This window comes from Paenibacillus silvae (genome assembly GCF_014639235.1).
GTDB classification, from domain to species: domain Bacteria; phylum Bacillota; class Bacilli; order Paenibacillales; family Paenibacillaceae; genus Paenibacillus; species Paenibacillus silvae.
Window position 1 is genome coordinate 159111 of record NZ_BMFU01000002.1, and the last position, 16012, is coordinate 175122.

At 47.0% G+C, this 16012-nt stretch carries 13 protein-coding genes and 1 pseudogene; 10 read left to right on the plus strand and 4 right to left on the minus strand.

Annotated elements, in window-relative coordinates; all coding sequences use genetic code 11:
• Positions 1–69 precede the first annotated feature (69 nt).
• From IEW26_RS06830 to IEW26_RS06855, 6 genes and pseudogenes are all read left to right on the plus strand, one after another.
• Positions 70–492, plus strand: coding sequence for a cell wall hydrolase (locus tag IEW26_RS06830; protein WP_145401967.1), 423 nt, complete (start codon positions 70–72; stop codon positions 490–492).
• Between the two features lie 36 nt (positions 493–528).
• A complete protein-coding gene (gene gerQ, locus IEW26_RS06835; protein WP_111273325.1) occupies positions 529–1044 on the plus strand; it encodes a spore coat protein GerQ in 516 nt (171 codons plus the stop codon).
• Between the two features lie 282 nt (positions 1045–1326).
• A complete protein-coding gene (locus IEW26_RS06840) occupies positions 1327–2853 on the plus strand; it encodes a sigma-70 family RNA polymerase sigma factor (protein ID WP_188591805.1) in 1527 nt (508 codons plus the stop codon).
• A gap of 328 nt (positions 2854–3181) precedes the next feature.
• A complete protein-coding gene (locus IEW26_RS06845; protein ID WP_111273327.1) occupies positions 3182–4498 on the plus strand; it encodes a hemolysin family protein in 1317 nt (438 codons plus the stop codon).
• A gap of 505 nt (positions 4499–5003) precedes the next feature.
• Positions 5004–6467 (plus strand): annotated as a pseudogene (locus tag IEW26_RS06850) (Msr family ABC-F type ribosomal protection protein).
• A 192-nt stretch (positions 6468–6659) separates the two neighbouring features.
• A complete protein-coding gene (locus IEW26_RS06855) occupies positions 6660–7190 on the plus strand; it encodes a hypothetical protein (protein ID WP_229729711.1) in 531 nt (176 codons plus the stop codon).
• A gap of 1 nt (position 7191) precedes the next feature.
• Here IEW26_RS06855 and IEW26_RS06860 read toward each other — a convergent pair whose 3' ends face one another.
• From IEW26_RS06860 to IEW26_RS06875, 4 genes are all read right to left on the minus strand, one after another.
• Positions 7192–8133, minus strand: coding sequence for a DUF4367 domain-containing protein (locus IEW26_RS06860; protein WP_188591807.1), 942 nt, complete (start codon positions 8131–8133; stop codon positions 7192–7194).
• Positions 8108–8698 (minus strand): RNA polymerase sigma factor, encoded by a 591-nt coding sequence (locus IEW26_RS06865; protein WP_145401972.1) that lies wholly within the window; start codon positions 8696–8698, stop codon positions 8108–8110. The genes IEW26_RS06860 and IEW26_RS06865 overlap by 26 nt, the downstream gene beginning before the upstream one ends.
• Positions 8699–8960: 262 nt before the next feature.
• Entirely contained in the window at positions 8961–10193 is a 1233-nt protein-coding gene (locus IEW26_RS06870; RefSeq protein WP_188591808.1) for an aminopeptidase, read from the minus strand.
• Positions 10194–10279: 86 nt separating this feature from the next.
• Entirely contained in the window at positions 10280–11512 is a 1233-nt protein-coding gene (locus tag IEW26_RS06875) for an aminopeptidase (protein ID WP_188591809.1), read from the minus strand.
• A 268-nt stretch (positions 11513–11780) separates the two neighbouring features.
• Here IEW26_RS06875 and IEW26_RS06880 point away from each other — a divergent pair, with 268 nt between their 5' ends.
• The 4 genes from IEW26_RS06880 (at position 11781) to fumC (ending at position 15839) form a co-directional block, all read left to right on the plus strand.
• Positions 11781–12047: a hypothetical protein gene (locus IEW26_RS06880; RefSeq protein ID WP_188591810.1), complete on the plus strand. Its 267-nt coding sequence runs from the start codon at positions 11781–11783 to the stop codon at positions 12045–12047.
• Positions 12048–12225: 178 nt separating this feature from the next.
• Positions 12226–13035, plus strand: coding sequence for an MBL fold metallo-hydrolase (locus tag IEW26_RS06885; RefSeq protein WP_188591811.1), 810 nt, complete (start codon positions 12226–12228; stop codon positions 13033–13035).
• A gap of 227 nt (positions 13036–13262) precedes the next feature.
• Positions 13263–14273 (plus strand): aldose 1-epimerase, encoded by a 1011-nt coding sequence (locus IEW26_RS06890; RefSeq protein ID WP_188591812.1) that lies wholly within the window; start codon positions 13263–13265, stop codon positions 14271–14273.
• 177 nt (positions 14274–14450) lie between these two features.
• The gene (gene fumC / locus IEW26_RS06895) at positions 14451–15839 is read left to right on the plus strand and encodes a class II fumarate hydratase (protein ID WP_111273343.1); all 1389 of its coding nucleotides are present in this window, start codon (positions 14451–14453) and stop codon (positions 15837–15839) included.
• The last annotated feature ends 173 nt before the right edge of the window (positions 15840–16012 follow it).

The following is a 16012-nucleotide window of genomic DNA, read 5'->3' on the forward strand; positions in this document are numbered from 1 at the left end:
TCACCGAATGGGCTCCTGCACAATACGATGTACGGTGATGAACAGCTGCTATAAGGGAGGGAACAGGTGATGGCAGTAATTAAGGCCAACACGGAAGACGTCAGGCTGCTAGCCAGATTGATGAGAGCTGAAGCCGAGGGAGACGGTGATCAAGGCATGCTGCTGGTCGGCAATGTTGGCGTGAACCGTGTACTGGCAGATTGTCTGGATTTTGGCGACATCCGCGATATTAATCGCATGGTCTTTCAGAATCCGGGTGGCTTTGAGTCTACGCAGAAGGGATACTTCTACCAGCGGGCGAGACAATCCGAGATTCGGCTTGCGCAACGCGTCATTAACGGGGAACGTTTCTGGCCGGCGAGTAATTCGTTATGGTTTTTCAGACCGGTTGGGGATTGCCCGGACACATGGTATAACCAAGCCAATACAGGACGTTTCAAAGCACATTGTTTCTTTAGTCCAACCGGAGAAGATTGTCCGAGCGTTTATTAATCCGTTACATTTTCATCATTCGAGGAGGAATCACTAATGATTAATCAGCCTTATCAACCCACTCAAACGATGGGTCAGCAAGCGAATGCTGTGCTCGGTGCACAAGCGAATTCCCAGGTTCAAGGCACTTCCTACAAGGTTGGCAACAACATGCCGTCAATGTCGCCTACACCAGGCATGGTATCCCCTAGCTCTACAAGTATGCCGCCGCTTGTGTCCAGCGGAAGCCCAATGACGCCTACAGGTACAGTTGTACCTACAACAGCTCCGCAGTTCGAGCAGTCATACATCGAGAACATCTTGCGTTTGAATCTCGGTAAATTCGGCACATTCTACATGACATACGAAGGCAACAAAGAATGGAATGCCCGCATTTTCCAAGGAATTATTGAAGCCGCTGGACGTGACCACATCATTATCAGTGATCCGAAAACCGGCAGAAGAATTATGCTGCTGATGGTTAACTTTGACTATGCTACTTTTGATGAGCCGCTGCTATATCAATATCCTGGTGTTATTGGCAACTACCCGCAGGCACCAAGCAGATTTTAATCGATTGAAATGTAATTAAACGTTATCTGATATAATGGGCCTGACGGCCAACACATACGGTAAGCCGGGCCGTTCTGAGTGCAGTGCAATCTGCATCAGGACGGCTTTTTCCATATTTATCGGATGCAAACCAGCATGTAATCCAGACAATATAAATAAAAGTAACCTGAACGAGAATGAATGGCACTTACATATGAAACACAGGCAAGAGGCGAGAGAAGCATAACAGGCCAGGCCGTAGTCAGGCAGCTGCGGAATTAGAGATGAAGGGAGTCTACGGTGTTGAAGCTATGGATTGATGGAGCATTGAAGGGAGAGGCGGAAGCCTGTGAGCAGCTGGTTGCACAATACCGCGGAATGGCGTTTGCCGTTGCATATCAGCTGCTGCAGGATATGCATGGAGCAGAAGATGTGGTACAGGAGGCATTTACCGAGGCGTTTGCCAATCTGTTCAAATTGGAAAAGCCTGAAGCTTTCCCAGGCTGGTTCAAAGTCATCGTAGAAAGGCAGTGTTACCGCTGGATGAGACGCAAGAGACACTCGGTTGTTCCCATGCAGGAATTAGACGATGTATGTTTAATGCAGGACCAGAAGCATGATCCAGAGACCTGGGCGCTGCAGAAGGAGCTGCAGCGGACGCTGCGCAGCTCCATAACCAAGCTGCCATCCACAATGCAGATTGTGGTAGACCTGTTTTATTTTCAAGGATATACGCTTCAAGAAATTTCGGAGTTCCTGGGAGTGAGCATATCCGCGTTGAAGAAAAGGCTGTTCGATGCGCGAGCAAAGTTGAAACGTTCCATACCCGTACGAAATCTGGCGATTACATTTAATGAGCTTTATGAAGGGGGAGAAGGCATGCTGCATATTATGAATGGAGATCACGCTGCCAACCGGCTGCGAGAAAGCGGCATTCAGGGAGATATTGTTGTATGGCGCGAACTGTACACGTATGGCCCCATATCCACTGATATGGCCGATCGAAAAGCGCGGCAGCATCGCGCAGTTGCACTGGAAGACGAGCTAGGCATACCACAGAGAGAGTATTTACAGATTGATAAGCTGGAACACAAGCTGCTTTCACTCAAGCCGGAACAAGAGATTGTATTGTGGTTTGAGCATGATTTGTACGATCAGACGATGCTGTCGTATTTGCTGCACTTTTTGAGTCATCAAAAATTTATGGAATTCAAAATCAACCTGTTATGTATTGATTCGTTCCCGCAGATCGAGCATTTCCGAGGTCTGGGACAGCTTACACCTGCTCAAATGCAGACGCTCTCCGGTACATGGCATGTCATTCAGGAGGAAGAGATGAAGGCGGGCCGAGCGTTCTGGGAAGCGTATTCGTCTTCTGACATTCGTGATCACGAGCAATACATGCAGCAGGGTTCACAGGATCTTCCTTTTGCCAGCGCTGCGTTCAAGGCGCACCTGTCCCGCTTGCCATCCGAAACCAATGGTCTGGGCATCATTGAGAAGACCACACTTGAAACGATAATGACAGGCATTCAGCGTCCCACTGCTTTATTTCGTGAAATGGGAGACAAGCTGCCTGTTCTCGGTATGGGTGATCTGGAATATTGGGCACATCTGAAGAGGATGTCGGAGGGACCTTATGCGCTCATTCGAATGACTGGTGCGGCACGTTTTCCAAAATATAATCAGCATGAACCGGCTTTTCATGATGCTGTGCTGTCTGTAACGGAGCTTGGCATTCAGGTATTGCATGGTGAAGTGGACTGGCGCACTTTGCGAGAGGATGAGTATTGGGTTGGTGGCATACATGTTGAAAAAGGAATATTCTAAAGCTTGAACGGAGCAGCAGGGGAAAACGGGGGTAGAAATTCCGTTCTCCTGTTTTTTGTTTAGCAAATGATAAAAAAACAGCGTAATCGCTGCTTTTGTAAACGAAATGTGCCGATTTGGCCTTTTAAGTGTCATAGGACACGGATTGACTGTGTAGTGTAGAATTATATAATAAAAGAAGCATATCCATGTTATTTGGGCACAAACGGCAGGAGGTGGAAGCATTGGGAAGTTGAAATTGCATATGAGCGGCAGAATGGCTAATATCCTACATTTTCGAAGGAGGTGGACCTATTTGCCGAAGAATAACGGCGAATAGGAAGAACATTTGAGTGACCCCTTACCGAGTATATTAAATTTGGTTTTAATTGGTTTACTGGTATTAATGAACGGTTTCTTTGTTTCGGCAGAATTTGCGATGGTGAAAGTGCGGGGCAGCCGGATTGAAGCATTGGTGGAAGCTGGCAACAAAAATGCGGTCTATGCTTCCAATATTGTACGTAATCTGGATGCTTATCTGTCTGCATGTCAGCTCGGCATTACTTTAGCTTCACTTGGACTCGGGTGGCTGGGAGAGCCAGCAATCGCACACCTGTTAGAGCCTTTATTTACGGCATTTGGACTGGGTCCGGTATATGTGCATGGCATTTCCATTGCGATCGCCTTTGTTATTATTACGATTCTGCATATTGTATTGGGTGAGCTTGCTCCCAAAACGATGGCAATTCGCAAGTCGGAGACGATTACACTGTGGTCCGCAGCACTGCTAACGTTCTTTTACAAACTAATGTTTCCCTTCATCTGGGCATTGAACGGCATGGCGAACGGATTGCTCAGACTGTTTCGGATGGCACCTGCTTCCGAACTGGATGATGCACATAGTGAAGATGAAATACGTATTCTTATGAAAGAAAGCAATAAGAGCGGTTTAATTGATAATACTGAATTAGCACTTGTTGATAATATATTTGATTTTACGGATACAACCGCACGTGAAATCATGATTCCGCGAACGGAAATGATCTGTCTCAATGCCAATCAGTCCATGTTGGAAAATATGGAGATTGCAAGTGAAAGCATGCGTACCCGTTATCCGGTGTATAACGGCGACAAGGATCATATTATCGGCTTTATTCATATTAAAGATCTGATGCGCTCGCAGCTCACCGATACGATCTCCGTGATTCGTCCAATTTTGGCTGTGCCAGATACAACATTAATCAGTGATCTGCTCAAGCGTATGCAGCGCAGCAAGACACAGATTGCAGTGCTGATCGACGAGTACGGAGGAACCTCCGGCATGGTTACACTTGAAGATATCATGGAAGAGATTGTTGGTGAAATTCAGGACGAATTTGACCAGGAGCGTCCAGCGATTGAGCAAGTGAATGAGATGGAATATTCCATTGATGGGTTAATGCTCATTGAAGAAGTCAGTGAACGGTTCGGCATCGAGATGGACCGGGCTGACTACGATACCATTGGCGGCTGGTTATACTCCAGAGTGGATGCTATTCCACCTGAGATTGGTCAATCGGTTGAATATGACGGGTATCTGTTTGTAATCCAGGAGACAGAGCAGAAGCGGATTTCACGTGTGAATGTGGTGAAGATGGAAATGCTGGTTGAAGAGGAGGGGGCGTAATGCCCTCTATTCATAAAGAAGGATCTATGGCAAAAAAGCCGCTAACGTTTAGCGGCTTTTTTGCTGCACCTCGATAAGTTCTCGTTCCGGGTTGACGCCCCGGAGAATCTCATGGTATTATTCAACTCAATAAAAGAGGAGGAGGGCTCATTTCTATGACTCATTCCATGCGTCTTCGATAAGCAGTCAAAAAAGCTGATTTTTCCACAATCGTGGGCTTTTTTTGATCTGCTTATTTTACGTATGGAGAGACATAGATCGCGATATGGGTAAGCTTATTTAGCTGTATTTATATTGACGTGTCCTTCTATACGTGAGTAATGCAGATTCAAGCCTGATGTGGGCCTGGATCTGCATTTTTTGTTTGTCGCCAACAAGTAAAATCCGGAAAGGAGCTAAGATTTATGAGGTATTTGCACTGGTATTTCTTTATATAATCCCCCTTCTTTAATCGCAGGTGATCCTGCGAGCATGAAAACTGCGATTTTAGAGGGAGGTAAATTAAATGAATGCATTGATTAAAGCAAATGAGATATTTGTGGAATATTCGGGCCGTGACATATTAGATATAGAACATCTGGAGCTTTATGAATATGACCGGATCGGCCTGGTTGGAGCCAATGGAGCGGGCAAGAGCACATTGTTAAAAGTACTGCTGGGTGATATGCCTGAATCCTGCGGGAGTATTGTAAGGAATGGCAGTTTTGCCTATATTCCGCAGCTGTAGCAGGGCGGGACTCAGGAAGAAGTGGATTATGCGTTAGCAGGCAAGCTTGGCGTAGACAAGGGCAGTGGAGAGCAGATGAGTGGCGGAGAGGAAACACGACTGAAAATTGCTCAGGCTTTGTCGAGGTCAGTACATGGCATTTTCGCAGATGAACCGACCAGTCATCTTGATTCAGAGGGGATCCATTTTCTGATCCGTCAGCTCTCTTTTTATACAGGGGCGCTGCTGGTCATCAGTCATGATCGGTATTTCCTGGATCAGGTAGTCGATAAAATCTGGGAGCTGAAGGATGGAAAAATTACCGAGTATTGGGGCGGATACTCTGATTATATGGCCCAGAAAAATGAAATTCAGAAAAAGCAGGAAGCTCAGTATCAGCAATATATGACTGAACGAGAGCGGTTGGAAAAAGCAATTGCGGATAAAAAGAATCAGGCTCGGAAAATGGATCAGAAAGAGAAAGGTGCTTCAAGGAAAAACAACTCCGATCAAGGCGGGCGGCTTGCCCATCAGAAGTCGATTGGGAGTAAACAGAAAAAGCTTCATCAAGCGGCCAGAAATATGGAACAGCGCATCGAAGCGCTGGGAACTATGCAAGCACCAGAGGCAATTCGCACGATTCACTTTCGGCAGAGTGATGCATTAGAGCTGCACAATCCGTTTCCGATCATCGGAAAAGAGATAAACAAAACATACGATGATAAAGTCATATTGGAGAACGCTTCTTTCCAATTCCGGCTCGGCGGGAAGATTGCCCTGACAGGCCCAAACGGTGCCGGGAAAACAACCCTTTTCAACATGATTTTGAACCGAGAAGACGGCATTACACTATCGCCCAAAGCGGAGATTGGTTATTTTGCACAACATGCATATACGTTTAATCACCATCATGCAGTTATGGAATTCATGCAGGAAAACTGCGACTATCAGGTGCCTGAAATTCGAGCTGTACTGGCATCTCTGGGATTTTCCCAGCATGATGTGCGCAAGTCTTTGGCGGCATTAAGTGGTGGAGAGATCATGAAATTGCAGCTGGCAAAAATACTGCTGGGGCGATACAATATTTTGCTTATGGATGAACCGGGTAATTTTCTTGATCTGCCAGCAATGGAAGCACTGGAGCATTTGATGAAAAGCTACGAGGGTACGATTATTTTCATCTCGCATGATGCCTGGTTAGTCGAAAATGTTGCTGATCAGGTATATGCTATAGAGCATAAAAAAATCATTCAAATCAGGTAACGTAGAATAGCTTACTTGGTTCTTCATACGGGTTGGAAACATTTAGGTTTCAGGGAACAATGTATTCCGAAAATATTAACAGGACGTGCCGATGTAGGATCGGTGCGTCCTGTTTTTTTTTTGAAACCAGTTCTTTGGTTAGTTCGTTTAATAGATTACATCAAAATTAAAAAAGCATGCAGAGGAGGAAAAATGATGACAACTGACCGTGTACGGAGTAAAGAAAGGAACCGATCACCTATTCTGAAAATAGCCATTGTGCTCGCATTATTAACCCCGGCCGTTCTGGTCTTGCCCGAAGTCCATTCGGCTACAGCGAGTCCCGTGAATAACGCGATGTCCGGTGCAAAAACGGCTCCGCCGCCGCTCGATTCTCGGGATCATTCCATTCAATCCAGAGCAGCCAACCCCGTACATATCTATCAAGCAGAGAGTACCTTAACCCGTGGAGAGGGGCTGCAGGCTATCATAAAAACAACAACAATGACATACAAGAACATGAAGACTCTTTCCGCCCAATATCGCTTAGAGCGCTGGACAGGAACAGCGTGGGTAACCTACAAAGCAAGCTCCTCCTCTCAGACCCAAACGAGTGTACTATATGCAGGTTCAGATTGGGATGTCCTTGCCGGCTATTATTATCGCGTGGTTAGTACCCATACGGCTTATGATGGAAAGGTGACAGATCAGGTTACACGTACTTCAAACAGTATTTTATTTTAATTTAATTCACTTTGGTGGGAGAGCTTTGCTCCAGAAAATCATTCGCAATCGCAATCATCTCTTCCCGGGTTATCGTTCCAAACAGACTCATACTGAGTGATCCTGTCATCCACTGAATGGAATTGTAGGGTTCTCCGACATATACTAGTGCTTCACTACCATCGATGAGCTTCACAATTTCACTTTCACGCAGCGACGTTTTCTCAATAGACTGCCCGGGCATTACATATTCATAATCGAACATCATCAGTTCTTCGTCTTCCGTTTTGCCTGTGACGGTATAGCGGATTCTCATCCGGTCAGATTCGTAGTAATCGTCTTCATTCACCGGATTCTCTGTATCCAGCATTAGCATATATTTTATTTTGTCAAAGCGGGCAGGAAGGACGTTGGGTACGATAAATTCTCCCATAAATCCGCCCCGAGCAACCTGTTCTGTCACCACAACAGGGCGAAACACATGTTTATCCAGCTCAAAGGCAGGGAACTGTCCTTCTTCCTCATGAATCGCGCTTAATTCCCTGTCGGGCGGTGGAGGTGTTTTGGCAGTAGAGGGGTCTGGAGCAAGCTGTACAGACTGATCTTCAACAATGATGGATTTCATGCCATTGCTCCAATTTTTAATAGATTGCACAATGGGGGATACGGCTTGTGTCCCGGAGGGCAGACTGAAGATAACAGCTCCAACCATCACGGAGGCAGCAACAATAGTTGACAATTTCAAGGTACGCATTCTCCGTTTCCGAGCGCCCAGTCTTTCGATCTCCTGCTGTACCTTTTGCCAGGATTGGTGCATGGATTCGTTACGCGAGACAGAAGGGGCGGAGACAGCCTGCTGGAAAGCTTCATCAAAAGCCTGCTCAAAAGCCGCATCAAAATATTCGTCCTCCAGGCCTGAATCCCATTGTTCTTCAAGCTTATTTTGCCTGCCTCTGTTCAACATTTCCACCCCATTCCTTATGTAATTTCTTCTTGATACTACCTCTGGCCCGGAATAAACGCTGCTTTACAATGTCTTCCGTAGTATTCAGCAATTCTGCAATCTCCCGATAAGAGAAACCTTCCTTCCAGCGAAGCTCCACCAGCACGCGGTATTCCGGCTTTAATTGTGAGAGATACATCTCGATGGATTCCTGCATCATCTGTGTCTCAACCATGCTTTCAACCGAAGCAGCGGTTTGATTCATCGTTTCTATATCTATAAAAACACTATCCGTGTCCAGTTGGTTACGGTTATTTTTATTTTTTCTTAAATAATTAATTGCGGTATTCCGGGTAACGACCTTGAGCCAGGCTTTAAGTTTGACCTCGTCCTCAAAGAGAGGTTTGTTTTTAATAATCTTGATAAAAGCTTCCTGAATAATATCCTCTGCTGCTGCTCGTTCCTTGATGATATATACGATCAGTCCATATACCATATTATAATATTCATAATACACTTCTTCCTGAAGTACAGGTCCTAATTGATGAAAATCTGAAGCAAGCAAAAGCTGGAGCCGATTGGCCATGATGTTCTCCTTTCTGGTCAACAGTCCACAAACATTGGTATCATTACATTTTACAACAGATTATGGAAACGTTACAATGTCCGTTAGACCTGATTCATGTCCTGAAAATAAGGAATTCTGGCCCTGTCTGAGGTTTGCTGAAAAATAAAAAACAGACGTTCCTGCAAACCACCTACTTGAGGTTAAAGATCCTCTAGTCAATAAGTGGCTGCAAAATCGTCTGTTGGAGTGTGGCTGCCAAGCGGCTTGCTCACATCTGGAATCAGAAAGCCCAATTTCCATTCAGGAAGATGGCCTCACGCTCACCATTCGCTGTGATGCCGTAGATGTCTGTCTCGGGAGAGCCCATCATGAAATCAACATGTGTAATGCTGGCGTTCATGCCGCGGGCTGCAAGCTGCTCGGGAGACATCGTTTTGCCTCCTTCGATATTGGAAGCGTAAGAGCTGCCGATCGCCAGATGACAGGATGCGTTCTCATCATACAGCGTGGTGTAGTACAGAATGCCGCTTTCGGAGATGGGGGAGTGGAATGGCACCAGAGCAACCTCGCCCAGATAATGGGAGCCTTCATCCATGGAGATCAGACGCTCCAGCGTTTCCAGACCTTCCTCTGCATGAAAATCAACAATCCGTCCCTTCTCGAACGTAAGCGTAAAGCGATCAATGATGCTGCCGCCATAACTCAGCGGTTTGGTGCTGGTCACTTTGCCATTTACACCGAATTTCGCCGGAGCCGTGTATACTTCCTCGGTTGGAATATTGGCTACAAACGGAGTACCCTTCTCGTTTACACTTCCTGCCTGAGCCCAAATATGACCTTCAGGAAGCTCCACCGTCAGATCGGTTCCTGGAGAGAGGTAATGCAGTGCTTTATATTTTTTGTTATTGAGCGCGACAGCCCGGGATTCCAGGTGCTCGATATGCTGGTCCCACGCAGCAATGGGATCTTCAACGTCAGCGCGCACAGCCGCAAATATCGCGTCCCACAGCTTGTTCATTTGCTCCTCTGCAGGCAGATCCGGGAACACTTTGGCGGCCCAGTCCGGTGAAGGGCAAGCGATGCCGGTCCAGCTCATTTTATCTGCCTGCAGGTACTGCCGATATGTACTCATCGCCTTACCAAAGGCACGCTGATGCGCCGATATTCTGGCAGGATCAATCCCCTTCAACAGGTCCGGGCTGGAGGATAGAATGGTCAGAAAAACGGCGTTGTTGGCCGCAAGCTCATCCATCTCGGCAGCGTGCCATTTGGGTGGTTCATTGAAGGATTCCTCAGGAGCGAGCTCGAACCTAAGGCGGTTAACGGTTTCGTCGGAATACTTCACAATGACTTGCTTTGCTCCGGCTTCATACCCTTTGCGCACGAGCAGCTGCACGAGCGGGGCCGCGTCAATCATGGCATTGATAACAAATACCTGGCCTGGCTGCACGTTTGCTCCAACTTTGACCGCCAGTTCGGCATAATTCTCCAGCTTCTGTTCAAAAGTTAACATGAAAATCCCTCCATCATTTTCAAGGTAGATTATCTGGACATAGGAAAAGAGAGGAGATGCCTCCTCTCTCTATAGACTAAGGCTGATTAGAAGGCCCAGTTTCCATTCACGAAGATAGGCTCTTCCGCACCTTCAGCGGTTACACCGTTGATGTTCATCTCGCCAGAACCAATCATGAAATCGACATGTGTCAGACTGGAGTTCATACCACGTTCAAGCAGCTCTTCCTTGGACATCGTTTTACCGCCCTCCAGACAGAAAGCATAGGCGTTACCAATGGCCAGGTGATTGGATGCATTTTCATCAAACAAGGTATTGTAGAACAAAATGTTGGTGTCCGAAATCGGGGATTTATGCGGAACCAGAGCAACCTCGCCAAGGTAGTGTGCGCCTTCATCCATTTCGACCAAGTTTTTCAGTGCGTCCAGACCTTGCTCAGCCGTATAATCGACAATACGTCCTTCCTTGAAGGTAAGGGAGAAGCCATCAATCAGGTTGCCACCGTAGCTCAGCGGCTTGGTGCTGCGAACCGTACCGTTTACACCCGTTTTCAGCGGAGCCGTAAAGACTTCCTCTGTCGGCATGTTAGCAATGAACACATGACCTTGCTCGTTCACACTGCCGCCAGATACCCAGATATGGCCTTCCGGAAGCTCAATGGTCAGGTCTGTACCCGGAGCGGTGTAGTGAAGCTTTTTGTATTTTTTGCTGTTCAGCAGATCGGCGCGGGAATCGAGGTTGTGCAGATGAGTTTTCCATTCAGCGACAGCATCCTGTTCACCAATGCGTACGGTTTTGAAAATAACGTCCCACAGGCGATCCACTTGCTGCGCTTCGGGCAGATCCGGGAATACTTTAGCAGCCCATTCAGGGGATGGAACAGCCACAATGGACCAGCTGAACTTGTCAGCCATCTGATAAGCGCGATATTTCTCCAGCGCTTTGCCGCGCACTTTCTGACTGGTCACGATGCGCTCTTGAGCAACACCGTTGAGCAGGTCAGGATTTTCAGCAATGACGTGCAGAATGGCTGCACCTTCTTCAACGAGCTCTGTCATTTCACCCGCAAACCATTTCGGCTCAATAGAGAATGCTTCATCCGGAGCCAGATCATAATGAAGACGTGTAACGGTCTCATCGCTCCAGTTGACTTTGACGAGCTTGGCACCCGTGTTATATGCGGCTTTGACAATGAGTCGTACAAAATGTGCTGCTGTAATCGGCGCGTTCACCACAAGGGTCTGTCCAGGGTGAACATTGACCCCGACCTTGACAGCCAGTTCAGCATATTGCTGCAATTTCGATTCAAAATTGTTCATGCTATTTTTTCCTCCAATGTGATATGAATATCGTAGCTGGCGGGCTTTTCAAAGTCCTCATTACCATAGTGTAAGGAGTCATTAAGGTCCTTCATTGAATAATGTATACGTTGCTACGATATATATTGTACAATTAACCAATAATAATTACCAAACAGCTTTGCCAGAAAGTTGGAGAAAAGTTGTAAATTCAAAGATTTCCCCGAATGCTTTACATGAGTGAGGCAGGGAATCGCTTCAAACGAGAGAGTAAAAGGAGAGTATGAGAGTGAGTATTGAAATTATTCGTGCTGCAATGCGCCGTGAGGACGAAAAAAGCTTTGTAGGGAATACTGTGTTCAAAACAGAAGGTGACAAGTCCGTATACGAAATTACGTTTATGAGCAAGAACGGCAAGGATTGGGACTACAGCCTGCACTTTACGGAGCAATCCGGTGATGAGGACGAGCTGCTGAAAATGGACGAGCTGCTTGAAAATGACGATGATCTGTTCAATCAATTGCTGGATGCAGCTCTGGATGCATACCCGGCTTAATAGGCCGGGCATGTTCTTGTTCTATTGTCCGATCTGCATGACTATACTAGACGGTGTACGCCTTAACAGGGCATGCGCCGTCTATTTTATTCTGATTGCGAATAGATGTGCCGGAACAGGGAAATCTACGAGATGAACATAAGACAGAGACAATTCGCCTGATGGGAGGTAACCGTGAATGGCATTTGACAATCTGATGACATCTGGAATGACCGGATTTGAGGAAGTGGCTTCTGATATTCTGAGTTTACGTACCCTTTTTGTGAATGTCGTGTTCATTGGAGAACCGGGAAGCAGGAGTTGGGTGCTTGTAGACACAGGCATGCCCAATTACACGGAACACATTGTTCATGTGGCATCCGAACGTTTCCAGCGCCCGCCATCGGCTATTATTTTAACGCATGGTCACTTTGATCATGTGGGGACTGTGGTTGAGCTGGAGCAGTTCTGGGGAGTTCCTGTATATGCGCACCCCTTGGAAATTCCGTATCTGACAGGTTTGAAAGATTACCCCCCGGCAGATCCCTCCGTTGGAGGAGGATTGATGGCGAGGTTATCTTTCACGTATCCGAACGAAGCGATTAATCTGGATGATCGAGTGTTAAGTTTGCCTTCGGATCACTCTGTACCTGGCCTGAGTGGCTGGCGCTGGGTGCATACGCCTGGTCATACCCCCGGGCATGTGTCTTTATTCCGCGAATCGGATCGCATGCTGATTGCTGGCGATGCCATCGTTACAGTGAAGCAGGAATCTCTCTGGAGTGTTCTGCTTCAGGACAAACAGCTGCACGGCCCGCCTGCTTATTTTACGACCGATTGGAATGCGGCGCATCAATCTGTTCACCATATCAGGCAGCTGGAGCCGAGTGTGGCCGTAACCGGACATGGGCATAAGTTAAGCGGGGAGATGCTGTATACATCGCTCCGTCAGCTGGATGACAATTTTGAAGAGGATACGGTGCCGAAGCATGGCAAGTATGTGGATTAATATGTCATTGCTCGGCTTAGGCGGTAGAGCGGGCAGCAGGCCAAGACAGCGCGGAATGAGCAGCTGTCTTTTTTGTTTTGCAAGCGGTTGAGATGAATTGATATCCATTTTGTCCATTGTTCAGGAATGTTTAATTTGTTCTCGATCTCAGATTGTTATTTTAGGTGCAGTCATGATATAGTCGAGCCGTATCATATAACCTTAGTATGCAGGAGGTACATATAACGATGACACAACAGAATACAGCATTTGAAGAACAATTCGGAGGCATTCCGGCGGTGTGGCTGCGATTTGGTGCATTTGAAGCGGCGGTCATTCCTAGTATTGGGGCCAACCTGGTTGCGTTCCGGGATACAGAAAAGGGATATCGCTATCTGCGCGAGCCGAATCAGGACGATATGAAGGAGTTTTTGGCGGCTCCTGCCGTGTACGGTATTCCGATTCTATCCCCGCCAAACCGTTATGAGGATGGTCGCTTCCCGTGGAATGGCAAAGTCTATCAGCTGCCGATTAATGAACCTGCTACCGGCAACCATCTGCACGGATTTTTGCATGATGTGGAGTGGAAGCTGGAGGGATATGGCTCCAATGATCAGGAGAGTTATGTCACGCTAAGCCAAAGCATCGGGGAAGGACATACATTTTACAAATATTTGCCGTTCACCTTCACTGTAACGCTTCGTTATTCCTTGAGCAGTCAGGGTCTGCAGCAGCAGTTGATTGTGAACAATACGGGTACCGAGTACATGCCGAATCTGTTTGCATTTCATACTGCGATTAAAGTGCCTTTTGCCCCGGACAGTCAGTCTTCGGATTATACGGCCAAAGTGACGATCGGTCAGCGTCGTGAATTAAATGAACGCTCTCTGCCGACAGGACAATTTCAACCGCTTACACCAGAAGAAGAGCAGCTGAAGGCGAACGGAGTAAGTCCGTTTTTTGCAGCAATGGACAATCACTACACAGCGGAGCCGCAAAATGGCCGTAACTACATGGAGCTAACAGATCACCGCACGGGGGACAAGCTGGTTTACGATGTGGGCACATCCTATAAACACTGGATGATCTGGAACAATAACGCTTGTCATGAGTTTTTCTGCCCTGAGCCGCAGATGAATCTGGTTAATGCACCAAACGTAGAAGGTGTTTCTGCGGAAGAGATCGGTCTTGTTGGCCTGCAGCCGGGGCAACTGTTCGAGCAGACAAGCCGTTTGTATCCGATAGCTGCTCGGAAATAGTTTTCATTGTTCTTCAATCGTTTCACAGGCTAAGCGGGCTGAAGGTTCAATTCGTTTTGCGCTACGCTTACAATTTTGTCGAAAAGGTGAAAACCTGCTCGTAAATCATGTATAATATGACGAGATACACAAGCTTTGTAGAGACCCAGACCAACTTTTTTGGAGGAGGACAAGCAAGTGGAATACCGCATTGAGAGAGATACGTTAGGCGAAATGAAAGTACCAGCCGACAGGCTGTGGGGCGCTCAAACGCAGCGCAGTAAGGAGAATTTTCCGATCGGGCGCGAGCATATGCCAATGGAAGTCGTGCGCGCTCTTGCTATTTTGAAAAAAAGTGCTGCGGCCAGCAACCATAAATTAGGCAAGTTATCAGCGGCAAAGGCAGACGCTATTGCTTATGCGGCAGACGAGATTATTGCAGGGCGCATCGACGATCATTTCCCGCTCGTTGTATGGCAGACGGGCAGTGGAACACAGTCTAACATGAATGTGAATGAAGTCATTGCAAACCTCGGTAATCAGCTGCTGGAACAGAAGGGAAGCGACGAGCGTCTTCACCCGAATGATGATGTAAACATGTCGCAGAGCTCTAACGATACGTTCCCGACAGCGCTCCACGTAGCGGGTGTTCTGGCTGTGGAGGATCAGCTTCTCCCGGCGATTGCAGTATTGAAAGCGACCTTTGCAGAAAAAGTGGAAGCGTTTAAGGATATCATCAAAATTGGACGTACACACCTTCAGGATGCGACACCGATTACGCTGGGTCAAGAGATCAGCGGCTGGGAAGCGATGCTGGGCAAAAGTGAGCGCATGATTCGTGAAAGCGTTCAATATATGAAGGAACTTGCGATTGGCGGAACTGCTGTCGGAACCGGAATTAATGCACATCCCGAATTCGGTGATCTCACAGCCAAAGAGATTGGCAAACATACAGGTAAAGATTTTGTATCCGCGCCCAACAAATTCCATGCACTGACAAGCCATGATGAAGTGGTGTACGCTCATGGTGCAGTCAAAGCACTTGCAGCCGATATGATGAAGATTGCCAACGACGTACGCTGGCTCGCAAGTGGACCGCGCAGTGGTCTTGGCGAGATTCGTATTCCAGAGAATGAGCCAGGCAGCTCCATTATGCCGGGGAAAGTGAATCCTACACAGAGCGAAGCGATTACAATGGTAGTGACGCAGGTAATGGGTAACGATGCAGCAATCGGATTTGCGGCAAGCCAGGGTAATTTTGAACTGAACGTGTTCAAGCCAGTTATCATTTATAATTTCCTGCAATCTGTACAGCTGCTTGCTGATTCGATCGTTGCGTTTAATGACAAATGCGCGGTAGGTATTGAGCCAAACCTGGATCAGATCAAGCATAACCTGGATAACTCACTCATGCTCGTTACGGCTCTGAATCCGTACATCGGTTACGAGAATGCAGCCAAAATCGCCAAGCTGGCGCATAAGGAAGGGTTATCTCTGAAGGCAGCTGCGTTACAAACGGGACTGCTTACAGAAGAGCAATTTGATCAATATGTAGACCCAGCCAAAATGATTGCACCAAAAGCCTGATTTTTTCATAAGAATCCACCAACATATCATTCCAAAGTACGACCTGCGAAAGTAGGTCGTTTTTCTTATGCCATCGTAATATTTATGCTTGTCAGATGGTATCCACGCATATAAAATACTTATGCAACTGAATTCATGTACTGATACAGCACTCGTCTAAATTTGGAGGGTTA

Excerpts from the sequence above, each read along its gene's own strand:
- IEW26_RS06830 (WP_145401967.1), top strand. The coding sequence starts at position 70 with ATGGCAGTAATTAAGGCCAACACGGAAGACGTCAGGCTGCTAGCCAGA.
- gerQ (WP_111273325.1), top strand. The coding sequence starts at position 529 with ATGATTAATCAGCCTTATCAACCCACTCAAACGATGGGTCAGCAAGCG.
- IEW26_RS06855 (WP_229729711.1), top strand. The coding sequence starts at position 6,660 with ATGATGACAACTGACCGTGTACGGAGTAAAGAAAGGAACCGATCACCT.
- IEW26_RS06860 (WP_188591807.1), bottom strand. The coding sequence starts at position 8,133 with ATGTTGAACAGAGGCAGGCAAAATAAGCTTGAAGAACAATGGGATTCA.
- IEW26_RS06865 (WP_145401972.1), bottom strand. The coding sequence starts at position 8,698 with ATGGCCAATCGGCTCCAGCTTTTGCTTGCTTCAGATTTTCATCAATTA.
- IEW26_RS06870 (WP_188591808.1), bottom strand. The coding sequence starts at position 10,193 with ATGTTAACTTTTGAACAGAAGCTGGAGAATTATGCCGAACTGGCGGTC.
- IEW26_RS06875 (WP_188591809.1), bottom strand. The coding sequence starts at position 11,512 with ATGAACAATTTTGAATCGAAATTGCAGCAATATGCTGAACTGGCTGTC.
- IEW26_RS06885 (WP_188591811.1), top strand. The coding sequence starts at position 12,226 with ATGGCATTTGACAATCTGATGACATCTGGAATGACCGGATTTGAGGAA.
- IEW26_RS06890 (WP_188591812.1), top strand. The coding sequence starts at position 13,263 with ATGACACAACAGAATACAGCATTTGAAGAACAATTCGGAGGCATTCCG.